The sequence below is a fragment of the Xylophilus sp. GW821-FHT01B05 genome, assembly GCA_038961845.1.
Classification (GTDB): domain Bacteria; phylum Pseudomonadota; class Gammaproteobacteria; order Burkholderiales; family Burkholderiaceae_C; genus Xylophilus.
Genome location: CP152408.1, coordinates 3652885 through 3673515 on the forward strand (window position 1 = coordinate 3652885; position 20631 = coordinate 3673515).

Consider the following 20631-nt stretch of genomic DNA (forward strand, 5'->3'; position numbering starts at 1 on the left):
GGGGCATGCGCCCCTGGAATCCACGATTGAGATCACGCGTAGGGGATGTCACATTGCAAATCGTGTTTTGCAGGACATCCCTAAGCGCCTACGCTACGCGCCTTTCAGCGTGTCCAGTGCAGCCTGCGCGACCTTGATGTCGACATCGACGATCTGGTACTCCGCCACGTCGGCCTGCTGGTGCCCGCTCATTGCCACACGCGGTACACGCGCCCGGTTTGCGGCCCCTCGACGCTGCGCACATAGGCCTGCGCCGCACGTGCCGCCGACACCGGCTCGAAGCCGGGGAAGAACGGCCCGTAGCTCGGCAGCGATTCCGTCAGCACCGTCGGGCTCACCGCGTTGATGCGGATGCCGCGCGGCAGCTCGATGGCCGCGGCACGCACAAAGCCTTCGACCGCCGAATTGACGGCCGTGGCATTGGCGCCCTGGCGGATCGGCTCCTCGGCCACGATGCCCGTAGTCAGCGTGATCGAGCCGCCATCGGCCAGCACATGCTGGCCCAGCAACGCGAGCCGCACCTGGCCCAGCAGCTTGTCTTGCAGGCCAAGGTTGAAATCGGCCGGCCGCATGTCGGCCAGCGGCCCGAAGAACAAGCCGCCAGCCGCCGACACGATGGCGTCGACGCGCCCGACCGCCGCATACAGCGCCTCGACGCTCGCGTCGCTGGTGATGTCGACCTGGAAATCGCCGCGCGTGCGGCCCGCGCGCAGCACCTCGTGGCCGCGCTCGGCCAGCGCCTGCGCCACTGCGCTGCCCACGGCGCCTGTTGCGCCCACTACAAGAACCTTCATGGAAAACCTCAGCAAATGAATCAGGAAGGCCATTGTTTTGCGAATGAATTGTTTGATAAATTGCCCTCCGGTTCGGCAACTCGAAACCATGGGTTATCAATATGGACAAGCTGCGCGCCATGGAAGTCTTTGTCGCCACGGTCGATGCGGGCAGCTTTGCCGCCGCCGCCGAGGCGCTGGACCTGTCGGCCGTGATGGTGGGCAAGCACATTCGCGCGCTGGAAGAACAGCGGGGCGCGCGCCTGCTGGAGCGCACCACGCGGCGCATGCGCTGACCGAGATCGGCGCCGCCTACCTGGAGCGCTGCCGCGACGTGCTGGCCAGCGTGCACACGGCCGACGGCGTGGCCGAGTCGCTGCGCGCCGTGCCGCAGGGCGTGCTGCGTGTGACGGCACCGGTGGCCTATGGCGCGCACCGGCTCACGCCGGTGATCGCCGAATACATAGCCGCCTACCCGCAGGTGAAGGTGGACCTGAACCTCAACGACCGCGTGGTGGACCTGGCCGAGGAAGGCTTTGACTGCGGCATCCGATCGGGCGCGGCGGTGGACGAGCGGCTGATCGCGCGACCGCTCGCATTGGCGCGCATGTTCGCCGTGGCAAGCCCGGCCTGGGTCCAACGCCACGGCCAGCCCCAGCACCCGTCGGAGCTGCAAGCCTTTCCGCTGCTGGGCTTTGCCACCTGGGGCCCGAACCACTCATGGCGCTTCACGCGCGAGGGCAAGACCGTGCACGTGCCGGTGCGCGGCCCCTTCAGCACCAACAACGGCCAGGCGCTGCTGGCGGCGGCCATGGCCGGCATGGGGGTGATCGTGCAGGCCGATGCCTTGCTCGGCCCCGCCCTGGCTGCGGGCCAGGTGCTGCAGTTGCTGCCCGACTGGGAACTGCCGACGCGCCAGGTGCACATCATGCGATTGCCCGAGGCACGGCCCAGCGCCAAGCTGCGGGCCTTTGTCGATCTGGTGGTGGAAAGGCTGGGCTGATCTCAGCCTGCCGCGCCACCAAAGCGAAAGCTCGACACCGTGATGCTGCCAAACATGGTGTTGTCGTGATAGACGCATGTGCCGGCATCGTCGCTGGCGGCACCGACCGCGACCATCAAGGGCAAAAGGTGGTCCGGATGCGGATGTGCAATTTGCGCCGCAGGTGCTTCAGCCCAGCGCTTGAGGCCTTCTTCGCGCTCTGCGGGGCTGCTGGCGGTCAATGTCTTCTGCAGCCAGTCGTCGAATTGCCTGGACGGGATCGCCCCTTGGGCGTTGAACTTGCTGAAGTTGTGAAAGCTGAGGCCACTGCCAATGATCAGAACGCCCTCGTCACGCAATGGCGCGAGCATTCGGCCCAGCGCGATATGCGCCGCAGGATCAAGGTCTTGCTGCAGTGACAGCTGCACGACCGGGATCTCGGCCTCGGGGAAAGCCACCGCCGTGACGGTGAAGGTGCCATGGTCAAAACCCCGCTCGGGGTCCAGCCTTGCGGCAATGCCGCCTGCTGCCAGCAGTTCTTGAATGCGCCCTGCCAATGCGGGCGAGCCCGGGGCCGGGTACTTGACCTGATAGGTGTGCGCCGGGAAGCCCGAGTAGTCGTAGTACATGGGCGGGTTCGGGTGCGAAGACAGCGTGAACACGGGCCCATCCCAGTGCCCGGAGATCACCAGAATGGCCTTGGGCCGCTGCGCAAGGCTTTGCGCCATCTCTTGCAGCGATGTTTCGAGCTTGCCGAACATCGCGCCGAATGGGTCTTTCATCCAGGGCCACGGGCCGCCGCCATGGGACACGAAGAAGGTGGGCATGCGTTGCATGTTCATTGCTCCCAAAACACCCATCAGCGGGGCAGGACGGGGGCCTTGCGGGCACGCCCCCACAGTACGAAAAGTGCAAGCGCCAGCATCGGGATGTTCAGCACGATCATGGGCGCCTCGCCGCGCGATACGTGGAAGACGATGGCAAACACCTGAAGCACCGTGCAGCCAAGCGCGGCCAGCACGGTCAGGCGCGGCAGCACGCGGGTCAGCGAAGGCAGCAGGATGCCCAGGCCGCCGGCCAGGTCGACCAGGCCAATGAAGCGCACAAAGGTCTGCGGGAGCTCGCCCGTCCACGGCATCATCCTGGCCAGCTCAGGGAAGGGCGTTGCCAGCTTCATGAAGGCAGAAAACAAGAAAAGGCCCGCCAGCACAAACTGCGCGCCCCATAGGCTGGCCCGCAAAACCTTGGGCGGATGGGTGGAAGGGCTATGGACGGTGGCAGTCATGAAGGCTCCATTGAAAGAATGAGCATTGACTGTATTCATCTCCTACGAACTCATCATTACCTAGAATGTTGATCCATCATCTCTTTGCAGTGAACGATGGCCATCAACACCTTAGTCAGCATGCAGGTCTTCCGCGCCGTGGCGGAACTCAAGAGCTTTGTTGCGGCGGCAGAGCGCATGAAGGTCTCGCCCGCCATGGCGAGCAAGCACGTCATGCACCTGGAGGAGCGCCTGGGGGCCCGGCTTTTGAACCGCACCAGCCGCAGCGTGAGCCTGACCGAACCGGGCCAGCTGTACTTCAACCAGGTGCGGCAGATGCTCGACGCGCTGGAGGAAGTCGAAGGGGCGATGACCAAGTCCACCGTCCTCCCCAAGGGAACACTGCGGGTGAGCGCCCCGGTCTGGGCGGCAAGCCCCCGGTTTGTTGCCGTGCTGGCGGATTTTCGCCAGCAGTATCCGGACGTGCGCCTGGACCTTGATTTGACGGGGCGGCTGGTCAACCTGGTGGAGGAAGGCTTCGACCTGGCCCTGCGCGTCTCCCAGTCGCCGGGCGACAACCTGATCGCGCGCCCGCTCACGACCGTCTTGTTCCAGTACGTGGCCGCGCCTTCATATCTGAGCAGGGCGGGCACGCCCTCGCAGTTGAGCGATCTGTCGCATCACTCCTTGCTGTGGTACCACTCGCCCACGCTTGGCGAGCTGCATCTTCCAGGGACCGAGGGGATGAAGTTGTCATCCGTGCTGCGGAGCGGCAATGAATCGCTTCTTCACCTGTCTGCCCTGCACGGCATGGGGCTTGCGATGCTGCCCACCTGGCTCACGTCTGAAGATCTGCAGGCCGGGCGTCTGGTGCACGTCCTGCCAGGGGCCGGCGACTTCAGCGTTCCGCTGCTTTGCGTCTACCCCAGCCGCAAGTACCTGTCGTCCAAGGTCCGGACCTTCATCGACTTCCTCACCGAGGCCGCCGGGCTGAAAGGCTAGGCCCCGAGCTTGGCTGCGGCTTCGTCGATGAGTGCCGCCACCTCGACCGGCCTGGATGCCAGCGATGCATGGCTCGCCGCCAGCGTGATGGTCTTGCGCGGATTGATGCGCGCAGCCATCTGCTTCTGGTTGTCCGGGTGGATCATGCGGTCCTCGCTGGAGATCTGGTACCAGCTGGGCTTTGTCTTCCAGGCCGGCGCAGTCACCTGGTCACCAAACGTGCTGGCCAGCGGCGCCTTCTGCGCCACCGCCATCACCAGGGCCTCGTCCGCGCTCAGGTCATGGCAGAAGCTCTCGTGGAACTTGTCGTACCGGGCCCAAAGGTAGCCGTCGCTGTCAGGCGCGAGGTTGGCAATCGCCGCTGGCGGATGGGCTTGGCTGATGCTGCCGGCGCTTTCGCCGGCATCGGGTGCGAAGGCGGCGATATAGACCAGGCCCGCCACGTTGGGCAGGTTGCCGGCTTCGCTGATCACCGCGCCGCCATAAGAGTGGCCCACCAACAGCACCGGGCCGGATTGCTGCGCCACCATCTTGCGCGTGCGCTCGGCGTCGTCGGCCAGCGAGGTCAGCGGTAGCTCGACCGCACGCAGCCTGGTATGGCCCAGGCGCGCCAGCTCGACGATCACCTTGCCCCAGTGCGCCGCGCCGCCCCAGAAGCCATGCACCAGAACGATTGTGGGTTTGTCACTCATGACTCAACTACGCTTTCTTAAGGATTACTCGTCTTGCGCATGGTATCCCCGGCACTCAACGCGCCACCCGCCCTTGCACGCCCTCGACCAGCCAGTTCATCTTCAGGATCTGCTCGTCGCTCAGTTGCGCGCCCCGGGCGATCATGGTGTGGCCTTCGTTGTCGCGCACATCGCCGGCCACGGCGCGGAAGGGCTGCAGCTTGCCGGCGGCTATGTCGCGCTGGCGTGCCAGCACCTCTTGCTGCACCGCCTTGGGCACCTTGGGGCCGAAGTCGCCGACGCGGACCATGCCCTCCTTCACGCCGCCCCAGACCGACTGCGGCTTCCAGCTGCCATCCAGCACGGCACGCACGCGCTCGGTGTAGTAGCCGCCCCACTGGTGGGTGACGGCGACGATCTGCGCATCAGGCGCGATCTTGCGCATGTCGGAGTGGTAGGCCACGGCCATGCGGCCGCGCTCTTGCGCGGCGGCCATGATGGCGGTGGAGCCGGTGTGGAAGGCGATCACGTCGGCGTCCTGGTTGAACAGGGCCATGGCCGCGTCGCGCTCCTTGGGTGGATCAAACCAGGTGTCGAGCCACAGCACCTTGACCTGCGCCTTGGGATCGACCGAGCGCATGCCCAGCGTGAAGGCGTTGATGCCCTGCAGCACTTCAGGAATGGGGAAGCCCGCGACATAGCCCGCGATGTGCGTCCGGGTCATGCGGCCTGCGGCCACGCCGGCCAGGTAGCGGCCCTCGTAGTAGCGCGCATTGGCTACGGCCACGTTGGCGGCGGTCTTGTAGCCGGTGATGGACTCGAACTTCACATCCGGAAAATCCTTGGCGACCTTGAGCGTGGGCTCCATGTAGCCAAAGCTGGGCGTGAAGATGATGCGGTTGCCCTGCTGCGCCAGGTCGCGTATCACGCGCTCGGCGTCGGCGCCTTCGGGCACGTCCTCGACATAGCGGGTCTGCACACGGGCGCCCAGTGCGCTTTGCACCGCCTGCCGGCCGGCCTCGTGCTGGCGCACCCAGCCAGCATCGGTGACGGGCGTGACATAGACAAAGGCGGCCTTGAGCGGCGCCGAAGACGTTTGCGAAAAAGCGGGCGAGAAAAAACAGGCGGCCGCGAGCGCGGCTGCGAGGTTTTTGTACATGGTGTTCCTCTACATGGCCTCGGAAACTAAAAACGCCCCCACGCTACTCACTGCGTGTGGGCGTTGCCCCCCAAGGGGGCGCTTTTCATCTTGGGACGGCCCGGCGATGAAAAAAATCCCCGCACGCCGAGACACGTGCGGGGACCGGGATTTTAGGCGGGCTCTGCTGAAGGGCGTTTACGCCCCGCGCAAGCCCCCTCTTCAGGCGACAGCTTCTGCCAGCCGCCCGCCATCCGCCAGCGCGGCGGCAATCGCCTGCTCGCGCGCCTCAGGCCCCATGGCCACGCCTTCGGCGCGGATCACGGTCACGTCGGTGATGCCGAAGAAGCCGAACGCAGCGCGCAGGTAGGCCTCCTGGTGGTCCAGCGCCACTTCGAAGGGGGCGCCTGCGTACTTGCCGCCGCGCGAGGACACGATGACCACGCGCTTGCCGCCGGCCAGGCCTTCGGGGCCGGTGGCGGTGTAGCGGAAGGTGCGGCCGGCCTGGGCCACGCGGTCGATCCAGGCCTTGAGCTGGGTCGGGATGGCGAAGTTGTACATGGGCGCGCCGACCACCACGGTGTCGGCCGACAGGAATTCCGCCAGCAGCTCTTCGGTCAGCGCAAGCTCAGCGCGCACGGCGGCGCTGTCGGGTGCGGGGGCGCCGGGTGCAGGGCGCAGGGCCTGCACCAGCTCGCTGCCCAGGTGGGGGATGGGGTCGGCAACCAGGTCGCGGTAGGTGACGATGGCGCCACTGGCCGTGCCGGCCAGTGCGGCGGTGACGGCGGCGGTGATCTGGCGCGAGACAGAGGCGTCGCCCAGCAGGCTGGAATCGAGGTGCAGCAATTTCATGGCAAAGGTCTTTCAGAGGTGGCTGGCCCATATGGCCAGAGGGTGGAAGAATGGTATTTCGCAACAATCACCCTGAGAATCTCCAAAACCGCAATACATCTTCCTACTGGTGCAAAGATAGAGCCATGCAAGACCTCAACGACATGTACTTCTTCGCCAAGGTGGTGGAGCACGGCGGCTTCAGTGCGGCGGCGCGGGCGCTGGGGGTGCAGACCTCGCGCGTGAGCCGGCGCGTGGCCGAGCTGGAAGAGCGCCTGGGCGTGCGGCTGCTGCAGCGCAGCACCCGGCGCATTGCCGTGACCGAGGTGGGCCAGCGCTTCTACCAGCACTGCGCGGCGCTGGCGGCCGAGGCGCAGGCGGCGCAGGACACGGTGGAGCGCACGCGCAGCGAGCCAAGCGGGCTGGTGCGCCTGTCCTGCCCAACGCCCATGCTGCAGAGCGGCGTGGGCGCCATCATCTCGCGCTACCTGCGCGACCACCCGCAGGTACGGGTGCATGTAGAGGCCACCAACCGGCGCGTGGACGTGATCGAGGAAGGCTTTGACCTGGCCCTGCGGGTGCGCAACCCGCCGCTGGAGGATTCAGGCTTGGTGGTACGGGTGCTGGCGCACGGCAGCATCGTCATGGTGGCCAGCCCGGCGCTGCTGGACCAGCACGGCCGGCCGCAGCAACTGCCGGACCTGGACGCGCTGCCCAGCATGGGCATGGCCTGGGCCTCTGGGCGGCATGCCTGGACCTTTGTTGCGGCCGATGGCAGCACCGTCTCCCACAGCTACGAACCCCGGCTGACGGTGGACGATTTCACGACGCTGAAGCAAGCTGCGCTGGAGGGCGTCGGCATTGCCTACCTGCCCGACTACCTGGTGCAGGAAGAACTCGCCAACGGCTTGCTGGAGCAGGTGCTGCCCGGCTACTCGCTGCCGCAGGGCATTGCGCACGTGGCCTTCCCCTCGCGCCGCGGCCTGGTGCCCGCCGTGCGCCTGCTGATAGATGCGCTGGTCGAGGGCACCGCGCGCCAGTACGCCGACTGCGAGCCATCGGCGGGCAACAGCGAAACGCTACAAAATTAATAGCTTACAGCCTAGGCTACGACTGGGCTAAAGGCACTTTTTACTCAAATTCCCCGTAACTACTCAGGTCCCCGGATTCGCTAATAGACAATAGCGGCAATGCCCAGCCACCCGAGCCAGCCCGACCTCCCAGCGTTGCCCGATCTCAGCACGCTGAGCCACGCGCAGAAGGACGAACTGATCAGGATGCTGTGGCCGCTGCTGGGGCAGGTGCAATCGCTCACCGCCCAGCTCGCAGTGATGCAAGCGCGCATCACCGAGCTCGAAGCCCGGCTGGCCCTCAACAGCCGCAACTCCAGCAAGCCGCCCTCCAGCGATGGCCTGGCCAAACCCGCCCCGAAGTCCCTGCGCCCCAGCGGCCAGCGCCCTCTAGGCGGCCAGAAGGGCCACGGCGGCCACACGCTGCGCCAGAGCGCCGAAGTCGACCAGGTCATCACCCACCAGAGTGCCCCCCGCTGCAACGCCTGCCAGGAGTTGCTGGCCCAGCACGAGGTCATCGCCCAGCGCCAGGTCTTCGAACTCCCGGCGCTGCGCGCCCAGGTCATCGAACACCAACTGATCCGCTCCACCTGCCGCTGCGGGGCCGTGCACCAAGGCAGCTTCCCCGAGGGCATCAGCGCTCCCACGCAATACGGCCCCCGGGCCAAGGCCCTGGCCGTGCATTTGAACCAGCACCACCTGGTGCCCCTGCAGCGCACCTGCGAGCTCCTGCGCGACGCCTTTGGCCTGCCCCTGTCCCAAGCCAGCGTGCTGGCCTTCTGCCACCAGGCGGCCCAGACCCTGGCGCCCACGGTAGCGGCCATCGGGCAGGCCGTACAAGGCGCCCCCGTTGTGCACGCCGATGAGACCGGTATCCGGGTCAAGGGCACCCTGGCCTGGTTGCACTGCGCCGTCACGGCCTCGCTGACGTGGCTGGGGCTGCATGCCAAGCGTGGCAGCGCAGCCTTCGAAGCCCTGGGCATCCTGCCCGGCGTGCGGGGCACGCTGGTGCACGACGGGCTGGCCAGCTACAAGGGGCTGGACTGCACGCACAGCCTGTGCAATGCGCACCACCTGCGGGAGCTGACCTTCGTGCACGAGCAGATGGGCGAGAGGATCTGGGATGGCTGGGCGCGCGAGATGATGGAGCTGCTGCTGCAGGCGCAGCGCGAGGTGGCGCAAGCAGACTCACCACTTCCGCTGGAGCGCCAGGCCTGGTTCGAAGCGCAGTGGGAACAGTTGCTGCAGCGCGGGGAGCGGCTGCACCCGGAGGTCTTGCCCTCGGGGGCGCCCCGCAACAGACAGGGCCGCCACCAGCAGAGCAAGGCGTTCAATCTGCTCAAGCGCCTGCGCGTGCACCGCCGCGAGGTCTGGCGCTTCATGACCGATGCGGACGTGCCTTTTACCAACAACCTGGCCGAGCAGGCCCTGCGCATGTCCAAGGTCCGACAGAAGGTCTCGGGCTGCTTTCGCACGCGGGAGGGGGCCGATACCTTCTTTACCCTGCGCTCCTATCTGGCCACTATGCGCAAGCAGCGCGCCTGCCTCTTTGACTGCCTCATCAGTGTCTTCTCGGGGAACACCAGGCAGCCTGTGCTGTAGGGGCGATGCTGTTCGGTTGCCTGCGCTCGCCCTGCACCGTTCGGCGGGCCTGCCGCTGTACGTAGGCCCCAGGCTTCGACCACCTCTGCCCTCAGGGGGCTGAGTAGTTACGAATTTACTCAAACCACGCCGCGCTTGAGCCGGACTTCTTCCACCCGCTCGGCCCCCACCAGCGCCGTACGCAGCGTGGTCATCTCGCGCTTGAAACCGGCCAGTTCGAAGAAGCGCAGCGCACGCTCATCGCGCAGCATCACCCAGACCGTGGCGCTGGTGCAGCCCTCTTCCTCCAGGCCCTCGCGCGCGGCATCCCACAAGGCCACGCCCATGCCCAGACCCACGTGCGAAGGCAGCACATACAGCGCCCAGATCTCGCCCATGGTCTGCTTGGATTTGGGATCGCGCGAACGGTCAAAGCCGACAAAGCCAATGATCCGGTCGCCCTCCAGCGCCACATGCACCTGCGGCTCGCCATATTCGATCGCCTCGCGCCAGAAGGTGACCTGGCGGGGCGTCACCGCCACATCGGCAGAGCCGGCATACAGATGGTGGATGGCAGCCACGGCGGCGGCATCACGGAGTTCGGCGGGGCGGACGGAGACAGACAGGGAAGGAAGCATGAAGAACAACGAAAAAGTTCAGATAGACAGCCACAGTGGCTGTAGACACAGGAAAGGAACGTGCCGCTGGCGGGCAAGGACAGGTCGCGCGGGACACGTCCAGCCGCCGAACGGTGACCCAACTGGGATCGGCGGCAACCGGCAGGCCAAGGGCCTGGGGACAATTCGGATTATTCCAGACCCATGATTCCCATATTCCAGGAGCCCCTGATGGCCAGTCACAGACTCCATCGCCGCGCCCACGGCTTTACCCTGATCGAAGTACTGGTGTCCATCGTAATTCTGTCGTTCGGCGTGCTGGGCATGGTCGGGCTGCAGGCGTCATCGCTCCAGGCCACCCGTGAGACCCGCCAGCAATCCGCATCGGTGCGGCTGGCCAAGGAGCTGGCCCAGTTGATGCGGGGCAATCCGGCCATCGCCACGCAGATCGATGCAAGTAAAAACCCGTACTTGGTCGACTACTCAGGCGGAACACGTACCGCCCCTGCCGCCAATTGCTTTACCAGTGCCGCCTGCCAAACCAGCGTGCCATCCGACAGCCAGGCCAAAGTCGCGGCCTGGGAGGTTGACGATTGGCTGAGCCGCGTCGACCAGGAATTGCCCGGAGCCCGCGTCAAGGTGTGCTTCGACGCCACCCCTTATGCCGGCGATGGCCTGCCCCAATGGGACTGCAGCGACACAGGCGGAATCGCCACCGTCAAGATCGGATGGACGCAACGCCGCTTCAACAATGCATCGACCACCACCGCCGAGGTACTGGACCAGGCCACGCGGCCTTCGGTGGTACTGCCGCTCACGGCCGGGCACACATCATGACGCGCGCCCGCAACACTCTGGGGCCACGTACGCGCAAATCGCGCCAGCGCGGCCTCACCTTGGTCGAACTGCTGGTCGCCATGACCCTCAGCCTGCTGGTGATCATGGCGACGGTAGGCGCACTCGTAGTGGCGCGGCAAGGCTTCACGTCCGTCGATGCGGCCTCGCAATTGCGGGACAACGCGCGCTTTGCCTCAGACGTAATACAGCGCATCGCGCAGCAGGCCGGCTACCGTGACGTCCCCTACGCCGCCACCACCCGCGCATCGGATTTCAAATACGCAGGCATGGCAACTGCGACGGAGCCGGCGCATGTCAGCGGCTTCAATAACGCCTTAATTACCAACCCCACCAATGGCAGTCGCAGCGGCTGTAGCGCATCCAGCGGTACGGCATGCGCAAACGGTAGCGACATCCTGATCGTGCGCTTCCAGACCAGCGCCAAAAGCGACTACACGCCTGGCGCCTCCGACGCCGATCGCTCCATGATCAGCTGTGCGGGCACGACCGACGACATGACCGCCCTCAATTCCGCAGACCGGCTTGTCAATACCTTCTACGTTGCGGAAAGCCAGGGCGAGCCGGCCCTCATGTGCGATTACGGTGCAAAAACAGCGCAACCCCTGGTACAGGGCGTGGAAAGCTTCCAGGTGCTGTACGGCGTAGACGACGTCAGCCCCAATGCCGCTGCGGGCAGCAAGCCCGATACGGTGGCAGATCGCTACCTGCGCGCAGACCAGATGGTGGTCGCAAGCAACCCCGAGGCCACGCGGGCCAACTGGCTGAGGGTACGCTCCATCCGCATTGGCCTGGTGGTCCGAGGCCCCGTCGGCTCCGCACTCGAGAGAAAGACCATGGACTACTACCCTCTGGGCGCGGGCCTCTGGAGCACAGCAGACGTCGGCTCCAAGTTCGTAGCGCCGGCGGACGGCCGGCTGCGCCAGGCACTGACATTCACCGTCTACCTCCCCAACCCGCAGGAAATGTGAGATGGCGCAACCACCCCACTCTCTGTCGCAGGCTGGCCCTGCCGGGCGCTACGCCAACAAGCAACGCGGCGCAACCTTGGTGACGGTGCTCATGATCCTCGTGATCGTCTCCATTCTTGGAGTCGGCGCGGCCCAGATCGCACTCATGGGCGAACGCGGCGCACGCAACGACCGCGACTACCAACTAGCATGGCAAGCCGCCGACGCAGCCCTGATGGACGCTGAATTCGATATCTCCGGCAGCGACGGCGCCACCGCAGCGCGCAGCGCCCTCTTCGCACCGGGCAACCGCATGGGCTTCATTGAAGGCTGCGGCGGCGCCGACAGCGGCACCAGCCAGGGCTTGTGCCTGCCGGCCACCAGCGGCACCCCCGTGTGGCTGACGGCGGACTTCACCGGCAGCGGCTCCCCAGCGGTTGAATTTGGCACCTTCAGCAAGCGCAGCTTCGACGCTGGCGAGTCCAGCAACACCGCCATCGCCAGCGTGAAACCCTCGCGCAAACCGCGCTACCTGACCGAGGTGCTGGATGACCCGGAGGTGTACGGCAACCAGGGGATCAATCGATCAGCCAAGCCGCTGATCTACCGGGTGACCGCCATGGGCTTTGGCCCGCGTCCCGATATCCAGTCCGTGATGCAAATGCTCTATCGCAAGGACTAATGACATGCAACAGATACGCCGTTTTTCACGCCTCAAAGTCCGTCCGATCATTGCATGCGCCTTACCGGCACTGGCAGCAATCTCGTTTATTGCTCTTGGCGATGGAGCACCGCCTGATATCCCGCTCATAGATCTTTCGGCAGAGCCCCTTTTTGCAAAAGGCGCCAACGACAAGCCGACCCTGGTGCTGGCGCTGTCAGTCGAGTACCCGACGGTCGGGGCCCAATACGTCGACCAACCCAATGCCAACGTCGACGCCACCTATGCGCCCGGCACCAAGTACGTCGGCTACTTTGATACGGAAAGCTGCTACCAGTATGTCGACGACGCGGACGCCAGCCTGCGCCGCTTTGACCGCCTGGGCGCAGCCACTGGGCGCACCTGCGGAGGTGCGGGCTTCAGTGGCAACTTCATGAACTGGGCGACCAGCTCTGCGGTGGATGTCTTGCGCCTGGGGCTCACCGGGGGCGACCGCGTGGTCGATACCGCGACGATGACCGTGCTGCAGCGGGCTGTATTGCCCGTGACTGCGGGAGGCTTCTGGAACAACAACAACTTCCCATCCAAGCAATTGAAAGCCGCGCTGGCGGCTGGTGCCGTTCCAGACGCTCTGCGTCGCGGCGCCACTGGCGCGCTTTATAGCGGCGATATCTTCGTTGCCAACTGTCTCAACCGCGTCCATTTCGGTACAGCAGCGACTGGCAGTTGCGACAAGCCCGGCCTGAACGCCAACCTCGGGACCAAACCGGCCGCCAACGGTGATCCAACCGTGGCAGGGTCCGGGTTTACGTCTTGCGCCAATGAAAACGCGACTTGCAACCGGCCTCCCGGCAGCACGGGCAAGTGGTTGGTTGCCTACGGCGCCGCAGCGGGCTGGATTACCAAGGAAATCACAGGCAACTCCGTTGCCTGCAACAACACGGCCATGGGCCCCGACCCTGCCCCCGGCACAGGCAAGTCCTGCTATCGCCGGAGCGACACCAGCAACTGGCCACCCGCGGTAACCGGTACATGGCTGAGCAGTGACAGCTTCTTCTATTCACGCGTGCAGGTCTGCCAGACCGATACCTCTGGCGCACTGCAAGACCCGCGCGCCAGCTACTGCCTGCGCTACCCCCAGGGCAACTACAAGCCTGTGGGCAATATGCAGAAGTTCAGCGACCGCATCCGCGTAGCGGCCTTCGGCTACCTGATGGACGATCAAAACTCCCGCTACGGCGGGGTGCTGCGGGCCCCCATGAAGTACGTGGGCCCCAAGAGCTTCGACAGCAGCGGCAACCTGATCTCTGGCAGCAACGCCCAGATCGAGTGGAACGAAAACACCGGCATCTTCATTGCCAACCCGGACGCGCAGGCCGAGGGCAAGAGCGGGGTCATCAACTATCTCAACCAGTTCGGGCGCACCGGCGACACCTTTGGCCGCTACAAGACCCTCGACCCGGTAGGCGAGCTGTACTACGAGTCGCTGCGCTACCTGCAAGGCCTGCCGCCCACGGAGCAGGCCCTGGTCAACATGACAGGTGATATGAAGCAGGGCTTCCCGGTGTTCCCATCTTCGCTCCCCGGCTCTTGGACCGATCCCCATGCAGGCGGCGACAGCAGCAGGAACTATGCGTGCCTGAAGAACAACATCCTGGTCATTGGCGACGTCAACACGCACAACGACAAATCCATTCCGGGAAATACCAGGACCACCAACAGCGACTTCGTCCGCGCCGCGAACCTCAGCGGCAATGAGCCCAACTTTGTTGCCTGGACCAAGGTTGTCGGCGCCTTTGAAGCGGGCACCGCTGTGAACTACATCGATGGCTCAGGCAAAGCACAAACGACCTCCAACCCCAATGGAAGCACGGGTGAACGCGCCACAAGATCGGGGCTAGCCAACATTGACACGGCCTCCACGGGCGCCTCCGACGCCGCCTACTACATGGCCGGCATGGCCTATTGGGCCAACACCCATGACATTCGTGGCACCGACTGGAGCGAGGCCACCAAACGCCGCCCCGGCATGCGGGTGTCCACCTATGTGCTGGACGTGAATGAGAACGGGAGAGACAGCGTAAAAAATACCCGGCGCCAGACCCAGTTCTTCCTGACGGCCAAGTATGGCGGCTTCAAGGATGCCTCCGGCAAAGGCAACCCGTACCTGAACAAGGCAGGCGTACTCGACAATACCAACTGGGAAAAGCCAGACGATCCCGGCGAGGCCAAGAGTTACTTCCTCTCCAGCAACGCCGAAGCCGTGCTGCAGGCGCTCGACAACATTTTCGTGAGCATCGCAGCAGAAGGCAGCAGCATTGCGGGCGGCGTTGTCTCCACCTCGCGCATCACCCCGGACGCCACTGGCTACACCTACCGCGCCCGCTTTGACCCAGCGGACTGGAGCGGCGACGTGCTGGCCCTCCCCCTTACAAGCAACACGACCGACATCGTGTCGGTGGGCGATACCGCCTCGGCCGCATGGCGTGCCGGTGCATTGCTCAACAACAAGGCGCCGGCAGACCGCAAGATTTATGTCGGCATGTCGTCACCCGAGAGCGCCACGCTGGCGACACCCTTCAAGTGGGATGCCATTGAGACATCGCTCAAGAATGCCTTGGACAAGCCCACGCCCGCCCTTGGCTCGGATGGCCGGGGCGAACTCCGCTTGAATTACCTGCGGGGCGACAGGTCCCAGGAAAGCGGCGGCGTTTTCCGCAAGCGCGGATCGGTGCTGGGGGACATCGTCAACTCTGCCTTGGTTTACTCCGGCGCGCCCACGCGCTCCATCTATGACGCGAGCTACGCTGATTTCTACAAAAGTAAGCTGAGCCGGTCGAAGGCACTTTTCGTCGGCGCCAATGACGGCATGCTGCATGCATTCAGCGCCGCTACGGGTGAAGAACTTTTTGCCTACATCCCAAGCTGGGTGGGCAGCCGGCTGTCCTACCTTACCAACGTCAACTACAACACCAGTGGCCACCAGAGCTATGTAGACGGCTCCTCGGACGTGAGAGAGGCCTTGGTAGGCGACGCCTGGAAAACCGTGCTGGTAGGCGCCACAGGCGCCGGTGGCCAAGGCGTTTTTGCGCTGGACGTGTCAGACCCGGAAGCGTTTGATGCCGACAAAGTGCTGTGGGAATTCACGGACAAGGACGACAAAGACCTGGGCAATGTCGTGGGACAGCCGCAGATCATGCGGTTCCGCACCACCCCATGGAAAGACAAGGCCACGTCCAAGCACTTCGCGGTATTTACCAGTGGCGTCAACAACTACGCCAATGACGGGAACTTCAGCGAAACCGGCGCTCCCGCCATCTTCATGCTGGACCTGAGCAAGGGCGCCAACACGCCGTGGGCCGAGGGGAAAAATTACTTCAAGTTCCCTCTGCCAATCGATGCAGCAGTGGCCAAGAATCGCGCCACGGGCGCGCTCAACTTCGAAGCCAAAGGCAATGCCGAGGGCGAAGTGCTGCAGCTCTACGCAGGCGATCTGCATGGCAACCTGTGGAAGCTCGACTTCACCAAGGCCGAAGGCACCAGCAAGTGGGACATGCTCATCTTGTCTGCATTCAAAGGCGGCTCCACGCTCAAGGCGGTTCCGCTATTCATTGCCAAAGATGCAGGTGGCATCCCCCAGCCCATTTCCATGAAGCCCATTCTGATCTCGGCACCGTCCAGATCCACGGTGGTCATATTCGGCACGGGGAAGTACCTGGAGAGCTCAGACAACCAAGTGAATGCGAACACGCAGGTGCAGTCGGTGTATGCGCTATGGGATGACGACTACATGAAAGCCGACTCATCATCCGTCGGTGCAAGTGCCATCAGTGGCAGGGCACGGCTGCAGAAGTCAACGGTGAGTGCAAGCGGTGTGGTCTCGACACCAAGCTTTACGTATGGTCGCGCCAAGACCGATGCTGATGCAACCCAGCGATCTGGCTGGTACTTCGACTTCCCTCAGGCCGGCGAAAGGCAAATCAGTGCCGCCGATAACTCCGGCAGCAACCTTGCGTTGTCCAGTGTGATCCCGCCGGACGCCGCCACCGATGCCTGCGGTCAAGGCACAGGGGGCTACTACACCATCAATGTCGCCACGGGCAACGGCACATACAGGGCCTCGACCGTCGGGCTGCTGGGCCCGCCGACCTTCGTTGATGTAGGAGAGCCTACGATCGGCGAGCGTGACAGCACGGGGCGCGCGGTCAAGACCATCAAGCGGGCAGCAGTCGTCCCAGGCTCTGGCGGCACGATGGTGTCGGACGTCGTGACTGACTCCTACCTGATCGGCCGCCTGAGCTGGCGCCAGATCAACAACTATTACGAACTGAAGAAATCGCCATGAAGAAAGCAAGCTCTGGGTTCACCTTGATCGAAGTCATGATCGTCGTGGCCATCATCGGCATTCTTGCGGCGATCGCCTATCCGTCCTACAAGGACTCCATACTGAAGGGCCGGCGCGCGGAGGGCCGGGCCGCCTTGCAAGAGCTGCTTCAGCAACAAGAGCGCTACATGACCCAGAACGGGCGCTACCTGTCCTTTGCGAAGAACGCCAGCGACACCCCGTTCAAGGTGTTCTCCGGTGGCCAGTCAGGCGATGCAAAGTACCAACTGCGCGCAGAGGCGTGCACAGACGGCGGAGATCTTCGCGACTGCGTCAAGCTATGGGCCGAGCCGGCCCTAAGCGATGCCGCTGCCGGCAAGCTCTGGTTGCAAAGCACCGGGGTCAAGGGCTGTGATGGGACAGCCAAGGATAGTCAACCCGCCTTGTGCTGGCCATGACACGCCGACTCGCGCCCGCCCACCACGGCTTCACCCTGATCGAGCTGATGGTGACCATCGCCATTGCAGTGATCTTGATGCTGGTCAGCATTCCGAGTTTTCTCAGCTTCAAACGCAACTCTGAGCTGACCTCTGCCGCCAACGCGCTCTTGGCCGGCATGAACACAGCCCGGTCAGAAGCCATGAAGCGCAACCTGAATGCCCTGGTGGTTCCGTTGGACGGGAGTAGCTGGGAGAGCGGCTGGAGGGTGTTCGTGGATACGGACCGCGACAACAGCTTCAGCGACGACGACATTCTTGTGGCAACGCGGGGTGCACTGCCTTCCTACTTTTCTCTCCAAGGTGTCGGTGTAGCCAGTGGCGCCAACCCTTATGTGCTTTTCAACGGATCAGGCTATGCCCGCGAGAAGGCAGGCGGACTCGGTGGGGTTACGCTGAACTTAACGCGCAATGACATCACGGATGCCTCCGAGCTTCTCAACCAAACCCGACGTATCAAGGTTGCCGTCACAGGCCGCGTGCGTGTTTGCAAGCCGGTCAAAAGCACTGACGCCAATTGCACGGATACCAAGGAAAACTGACGCCTGCCGCAAGCGGCCCTCACACGGCCCCTACAAACACCCCATCGTCATGGGCCTCGGAGAAAGTCCCCCAGTCTGCCTCGGCCTCTGCCTCCACCTCGGCCGCGCAGTGCCGGGTGATACCGATCAGCTTGGCGCGCCATTTCTGGCGGGCGCCGAAGTCGATCAGCTCGTCGGCTATGGCTGAGCCGCTGCGGCCGCTGCTGCGCAGTTGGCCCCAGGCCAGGCACTGGCCGATCACGGTCACCACGTTCTTCAGGCGCGCCGCCGGATGGCAGGTGTAGGCGCAGCAGCGGGGATGAGGGCGTTGCCTACCTCAGGTCGAGCAAGTAGCTGGTGCCGAGCGAGCCTTTGCCGCGCGCAGGCCATATCGCCGGCGAGGGCCTGGCGCAAGTCGGCCTTTGTAGCCGCGTGCAGACCGATGCCGAAGGCCCCCCGAGGTTTATGCGACTGCGCTGGCGGATACCTTCCGCGTCCAGGTCCCGGGCCCTGCACAATGCAGCGCATGCAATACCACTTCATCGCCAACGCCGCCCTGCCCTCGTCCTCCGGCCGCACGCTGCCGGTTATTGATCCGTCCGACGGCCAGCCCTTTGATGAGATCCAGCGCGGCGACGCGCAGGACATCGACAGCGCGGTACAGGCCGCGCGCCAGTGCTATGACGCGGTCTGGAGCCGCATCTCTGCTGCCGAACGCGGCCGCTTGCTGATGGCGCTGGCCGAGGCGGTTGCCGCCCATGCCGACGAGCTCACCGCCATCGAGCAGCGCGACTGTGGCAAGCCCACGCGCCAGGCCCGCGCCGACGCGCAGGCACTGGCCCGCTACTTCGAGTTCTACGCCGGCGCCTGCGACAAGCTGCATGGCGAGACCCTGCCCTACCAGAACGGCTACAGCGTCTTCACCTGGCGCGAGCCGCACGGCGTGACCGGCCACGTGATCCCCTGGAACTACCCGATGCAGATCTTCGGCCGCAGCGTCGGCGGCGCACTGGCGGCGGGCAATGTGTGCGTGGTCAAGCCTTCGGAAGACGCCTGCCTGTCGCTGATCCGTGTGGCGCAACTGGCGGCTGAGGTCGGCTTCCCGGCCGGTGCGATCAACATCGTCACCGGCTACGGCCATGAGGTGGGCGACGCGCTGGCGCGGCACGAGGGCATAGACCACATCAGCTTCACCGGCAGCCCCAAAGTGGGCACGCTGATACAGCAGGTCGCCGCCGAGCGCCACTGCCCGGTGACGTTGGAGCTGGGCGGCAAGAGCCCGCAGATCGTCTTTGCCGACGCCGACCTGGACGCGGCCATCCCGACACTGGTCAACGCCATCGTGCAGAACGCCGGGCAGACCTGCTCGGCCGGCTCGCGCCTGCTGGTGGAGCAATCCATCTACGAACCCCTGCTGGAGCGCCTGGGCAAGGCCTTCGAGGCGCTGCGCGTGGGCCCGGCGGCGATGGACCTGGACGTTGGCCCGCTGATCCGCCAGACGCAGCAGCAGCGGGTCTGGGATTTTTTGTCTGACGCGCAAGTGGCCGGCATCCCCATGGTGGCGCAAGGCACGGTCGTGGACGAGGCGCCAGAGACCGGCTACTACCAAGCCCCTACCCTGCTGCGCGACGTGCCGCCCAACCACCGCCTGGCGCAGGAAGAAGTCTTTGGCCCGGTGCTGGCCGCCATGTCCTTCCGCGACGAGGACCATGCCGTGCAGCTCGCCAACGGCACGGCCTTTGGCCTGGTGGCAGGCGTCTGGACGCGCGACGGCGCGCGCCAGTTCCGCATGGCCAAGCGCATCAAGAGCGGCCAGGTCTTCATCAACAACTACGGCGCCGGCGGCGGCGTGGAGCTGCCTTTTGGCGGCGTGAAGTCGTCCGGCTATGGCCGTGAAAAAGGCTTTGAGGCGCTGTACGGCTTTACCGCCCTGAAGACCGTGGCCATCCGCCACGGCTAAAAACAAAAGCCGCCTGAGAAGGCGGCTTTTGCATTCAGCGCCAAGGCATCAGCCCAGCGCAGTATCCAGCAGCATCATCAGCACAAAGCCGACCATCAGCCCGCCCGTCGCCCAGGCCTCGTGGCCCTTACGATGGGATTCGGGAATGATCTCGTGGCTGATCACGAACAGCATGGCGCCGGCCGCAAAGCCCAGGCCCCAGGGCAGCAGGCCGGTGGAGTATTCGATGATGGCCGCACCCAGCACCGCGCCCACGGGCTCGACCAGGCCAGAGGCCATGCCCAGCCCGACGGAAAGCTTGCGGCTATAGCCCGCGGCCAGCAGGGCCACGGCCACCACCAGTCCCTCGGGCACATCCTGAATGGCTATGCCGGTGGCCAGCGCACTGGCACGCATGGGATCGTTGCCGGCAAAGCCGACACCGATCGCCAGGCCTTCCGGCAAGTTGTGCAAGGCAATGGCAAAGACGAACAGCCAGGTGCGGCGCAGCGTGCGCGTGCTCTGGCCTTCAACGCCCTTGATGAAGTGTTCGTGTGGCACCAGCCGCTCCATCAGCAAGAGCATGGCGCCGCCGATCAGGATCGAAGTGCCAATCACGCCGCCCGCGCCCCAGGGGCCGTAGCCCGACACCTTGGCCGCATCGATGCCCGGGATGATCAGCGAAAACGCACAGGCCGCCAGCATCACACCCGCGCCAAAGCCGAACAAGGTGTCTTGCGTGCGGTCTGACAGGCGCTGCGAGAACAGCACCGGCAAGGTGCCCAGCGCTGTCGCCAGCGCGGCCACCATGCCGCCCACGAAGGCATCGGTTATGACCTGGCTGGCCGCAATGAACTGCCAGGCCTGCACGGCCAGCACCAGCAGGGCGGCAACAAGAAGGACCAATCCAGGCAGCTTGCTCAGCGACTGCACCCGGGAACGGGATGACGGCATG

Annotated in this window: 21 protein-coding genes; 12 read left to right on the plus strand and 9 right to left on the minus strand. The window is 64.8% G+C overall.

Annotated features, from left to right (window positions below; translation table 11 throughout):
* Positions 1-188: 188 nt before the first annotated feature.
* The gene (locus tag AAFF27_16995; protein XAH21712.1) at positions 189-794 is read right to left on the minus strand and encodes a short chain dehydrogenase; all 606 of its coding nucleotides are present in this window, start codon (positions 792-794) and stop codon (positions 189-191) included.
* A 101-nt stretch (positions 795-895) separates the two neighbouring features.
* Between AAFF27_16995 and AAFF27_17000 the strand changes: the two genes are divergently transcribed.
* Together AAFF27_17000 and AAFF27_17005 are read left to right on the plus strand one after the other, a co-directional pair.
* Complete coding sequence (locus tag AAFF27_17000; protein XAH21713.1) at positions 896-1069, plus strand: LysR family transcriptional regulator; 174 nt, start codon at positions 896-898, stop codon at positions 1067-1069.
* Positions 1070-1107: 38 nt separating this feature from the next.
* Positions 1108-1776, plus strand: a complete 669-nt coding sequence (locus AAFF27_17005; GenBank protein ID XAH21714.1) for a LysR substrate-binding domain-containing protein — start codon at positions 1108-1110, stop codon at positions 1774-1776.
* Between the two features lie 2 nt (positions 1777-1778).
* Here AAFF27_17005 and AAFF27_17010 read toward each other — a convergent pair whose 3' ends face one another.
* Together AAFF27_17010 and AAFF27_17015 are read right to left on the minus strand one after the other, a co-directional pair.
* A complete protein-coding gene (locus AAFF27_17010) occupies positions 1779-2591 on the minus strand; it encodes a class III extradiol ring-cleavage dioxygenase (GenBank protein XAH21715.1) in 813 nt (270 codons plus the stop codon).
* 23 nt (positions 2592-2614) lie between these two features.
* Positions 2615-3040, minus strand: a complete 426-nt coding sequence (locus AAFF27_17015) for a DoxX family protein (GenBank protein ID XAH21716.1) — start codon at positions 3038-3040, stop codon at positions 2615-2617.
* 96 nt (positions 3041-3136) lie between these two features.
* On the opposite strand from AAFF27_17015, the gene AAFF27_17020 reads away from it, so the two are divergent.
* Positions 3137-4021, plus strand: coding sequence for a LysR family transcriptional regulator (locus tag AAFF27_17020; protein XAH21717.1), 885 nt, complete (start codon positions 3137-3139; stop codon positions 4019-4021).
* On the opposite strand, the gene AAFF27_17025 is transcribed toward AAFF27_17020, so the two are convergent.
* The 3 genes from AAFF27_17025 to AAFF27_17035 form a co-directional block, all read right to left on the minus strand.
* Entirely contained in the window at positions 4018-4713 is a 696-nt protein-coding gene (locus AAFF27_17025; protein XAH21718.1) for an alpha/beta hydrolase, read from the minus strand. The genes AAFF27_17020 and AAFF27_17025 overlap by 4 nt on opposite strands.
* A 55-nt stretch (positions 4714-4768) precedes the next feature.
* Positions 4769-5851 (minus strand): BMP family ABC transporter substrate-binding protein, encoded by a 1083-nt coding sequence (locus tag AAFF27_17030; GenBank protein ID XAH21719.1) that lies wholly within the window; start codon positions 5849-5851, stop codon positions 4769-4771.
* Positions 5852-6052: 201 nt separating this feature from the next.
* Positions 6053-6682 (minus strand): NAD(P)H-dependent oxidoreductase, encoded by a 630-nt coding sequence (locus tag AAFF27_17035; GenBank protein XAH21720.1) that lies wholly within the window; start codon positions 6680-6682, stop codon positions 6053-6055.
* A gap of 125 nt (positions 6683-6807) precedes the next feature.
* Between AAFF27_17035 and AAFF27_17040 the strand changes: the two genes are divergently transcribed.
* Together AAFF27_17040 and AAFF27_17045 are read left to right on the plus strand one after the other, a co-directional pair.
* Positions 6808-7752: a LysR substrate-binding domain-containing protein gene (locus tag AAFF27_17040; protein ID XAH21721.1), complete on the plus strand. Its 945-nt coding sequence runs from the start codon at positions 6808-6810 to the stop codon at positions 7750-7752.
* A 99-nt stretch (positions 7753-7851) separates the two neighbouring features.
* On the plus strand, positions 7852-9333 hold the full coding sequence (locus tag AAFF27_17045) for an IS66 family transposase (GenBank protein XAH21722.1): 1482 nt from the start codon (positions 7852-7854) through the stop codon (positions 9331-9333).
* Positions 9334-9452: 119 nt separating this feature from the next.
* On the opposite strand, the gene AAFF27_17050 is transcribed toward AAFF27_17045, so the two are convergent.
* Entirely contained in the window at positions 9453-9950 is a 498-nt protein-coding gene (locus AAFF27_17050; protein ID XAH21723.1) for a GNAT family N-acetyltransferase, read from the minus strand.
* A 210-nt stretch (positions 9951-10160) separates the two neighbouring features.
* Here AAFF27_17050 and pilV point away from each other — a divergent pair, with 210 nt between their 5' ends.
* The 6 genes from pilV to AAFF27_17080 are packed head-to-tail and all read left to right on the plus strand — an operon-like array spanning position 10161 to position 17758.
* Positions 10161-10766: a type IV pilus modification protein PilV gene (gene pilV / locus AAFF27_17055; GenBank protein XAH21724.1), complete on the plus strand. Its 606-nt coding sequence runs from the start codon at positions 10161-10163 to the stop codon at positions 10764-10766.
* Positions 10763-11755: a PilW family protein gene (locus tag AAFF27_17060; GenBank protein XAH21725.1), complete on the plus strand. Its 993-nt coding sequence runs from the start codon at positions 10763-10765 to the stop codon at positions 11753-11755. The genes pilV and AAFF27_17060 overlap by 4 nt, the downstream gene beginning before the upstream one ends.
* Position 11756: 1 nt before the next feature.
* Positions 11757-12416: a PilX N-terminal domain-containing pilus assembly protein gene (locus AAFF27_17065; protein XAH21726.1), complete on the plus strand. Its 660-nt coding sequence runs from the start codon at positions 11757-11759 to the stop codon at positions 12414-12416.
* Between the two features lie 4 nt (positions 12417-12420).
* On the plus strand, positions 12421-16740 hold the full coding sequence (locus AAFF27_17070) for a PilC/PilY family type IV pilus protein (GenBank protein ID XAH21727.1): 4320 nt from the start codon (positions 12421-12423) through the stop codon (positions 16738-16740).
* Positions 16737-17177, plus strand: coding sequence for a type IV pilin protein (locus AAFF27_17075; protein XAH21728.1), 441 nt, complete (start codon positions 16737-16739; stop codon positions 17175-17177). The genes AAFF27_17070 and AAFF27_17075 overlap by 4 nt, the downstream gene beginning before the upstream one ends.
* Positions 17174-17758, plus strand: coding sequence for a GspH/FimT family pseudopilin (locus tag AAFF27_17080; protein ID XAH21729.1), 585 nt, complete (start codon positions 17174-17176; stop codon positions 17756-17758). Before AAFF27_17075 ends, AAFF27_17080 begins: the two co-directional genes overlap by 4 nt.
* Before the next feature lie 19 nt (positions 17759-17777).
* On the opposite strand, the gene AAFF27_17085 is transcribed toward AAFF27_17080, so the two are convergent.
* Positions 17778-18005, minus strand: a complete 228-nt coding sequence (locus AAFF27_17085; protein ID XAH21730.1) for a hypothetical protein — start codon at positions 18003-18005, stop codon at positions 17778-17780.
* A 258-nt stretch (positions 18006-18263) separates the two neighbouring features.
* On the opposite strand from AAFF27_17085, the gene AAFF27_17090 reads away from it, so the two are divergent.
* Positions 18264-19697, plus strand: coding sequence for an aldehyde dehydrogenase family protein (locus tag AAFF27_17090; GenBank protein ID XAH21731.1), 1434 nt, complete (start codon positions 18264-18266; stop codon positions 19695-19697).
* 48 nt (positions 19698-19745) lie between these two features.
* Here AAFF27_17090 and AAFF27_17095 read toward each other — a convergent pair whose 3' ends face one another.
* A complete protein-coding gene (locus AAFF27_17095; protein XAH21732.1) occupies positions 19746-20630 on the minus strand; it encodes a ZIP family metal transporter in 885 nt (294 codons plus the stop codon).
* Position 20631 lies beyond the last annotated feature (1 nt).

Excerpts from the sequence above, each read along its gene's own strand:
- AAFF27_16995 (XAH21712.1), bottom strand. The coding sequence starts at position 794 with ATGAAGGTTCTTGTAGTGGGCGCAACAGGCGCCGTGGGCAGCGCAGTG.
- AAFF27_17000 (XAH21713.1), top strand. The coding sequence starts at position 896 with ATGGACAAGCTGCGCGCCATGGAAGTCTTTGTCGCCACGGTCGATGCG.
- AAFF27_17010 (XAH21715.1), bottom strand. The coding sequence starts at position 2,591 with ATGCAACGCATGCCCACCTTCTTCGTGTCCCATGGCGGCGGCCCGTGG.
- AAFF27_17015 (XAH21716.1), bottom strand. The coding sequence starts at position 3,040 with ATGACTGCCACCGTCCATAGCCCTTCCACCCATCCGCCCAAGGTTTTG.
- AAFF27_17020 (XAH21717.1), top strand. The coding sequence starts at position 3,137 with ATGGCCATCAACACCTTAGTCAGCATGCAGGTCTTCCGCGCCGTGGCG.
- AAFF27_17025 (XAH21718.1), bottom strand. The coding sequence starts at position 4,713 with ATGAGTGACAAACCCACAATCGTTCTGGTGCATGGCTTCTGGGGCGGC.
- AAFF27_17030 (XAH21719.1), bottom strand. The coding sequence starts at position 5,851 with ATGTACAAAAACCTCGCAGCCGCGCTCGCGGCCGCCTGTTTTTTCTCG.
- AAFF27_17035 (XAH21720.1), bottom strand. The coding sequence starts at position 6,682 with ATGAAATTGCTGCACCTCGATTCCAGCCTGCTGGGCGACGCCTCTGTC.
- AAFF27_17040 (XAH21721.1), top strand. The coding sequence starts at position 6,808 with ATGCAAGACCTCAACGACATGTACTTCTTCGCCAAGGTGGTGGAGCAC.
- AAFF27_17045 (XAH21722.1), top strand. The coding sequence starts at position 7,852 with ATGCCCAGCCACCCGAGCCAGCCCGACCTCCCAGCGTTGCCCGATCTC.
- AAFF27_17050 (XAH21723.1), bottom strand. The coding sequence starts at position 9,950 with ATGCTTCCTTCCCTGTCTGTCTCCGTCCGCCCCGCCGAACTCCGTGAT.
- pilV (XAH21724.1), top strand. The coding sequence starts at position 10,161 with ATGGCCAGTCACAGACTCCATCGCCGCGCCCACGGCTTTACCCTGATC.
- AAFF27_17060 (XAH21725.1), top strand. The coding sequence starts at position 10,763 with ATGACGCGCGCCCGCAACACTCTGGGGCCACGTACGCGCAAATCGCGC.
- AAFF27_17065 (XAH21726.1), top strand. The coding sequence starts at position 11,757 with ATGGCGCAACCACCCCACTCTCTGTCGCAGGCTGGCCCTGCCGGGCGC.
- AAFF27_17070 (XAH21727.1), top strand. The coding sequence starts at position 12,421 with ATGCAACAGATACGCCGTTTTTCACGCCTCAAAGTCCGTCCGATCATT.
- AAFF27_17075 (XAH21728.1), top strand. The coding sequence starts at position 16,737 with ATGAAGAAAGCAAGCTCTGGGTTCACCTTGATCGAAGTCATGATCGTC.
- AAFF27_17080 (XAH21729.1), top strand. The coding sequence starts at position 17,174 with ATGACACGCCGACTCGCGCCCGCCCACCACGGCTTCACCCTGATCGAG.
- AAFF27_17090 (XAH21731.1), top strand. The coding sequence starts at position 18,264 with ATGCAATACCACTTCATCGCCAACGCCGCCCTGCCCTCGTCCTCCGGC.
- AAFF27_17095 (XAH21732.1), bottom strand. The coding sequence starts at position 20,630 with ATGCCGTCATCCCGTTCCCGGGTGCAGTCGCTGAGCAAGCTGCCTGGA.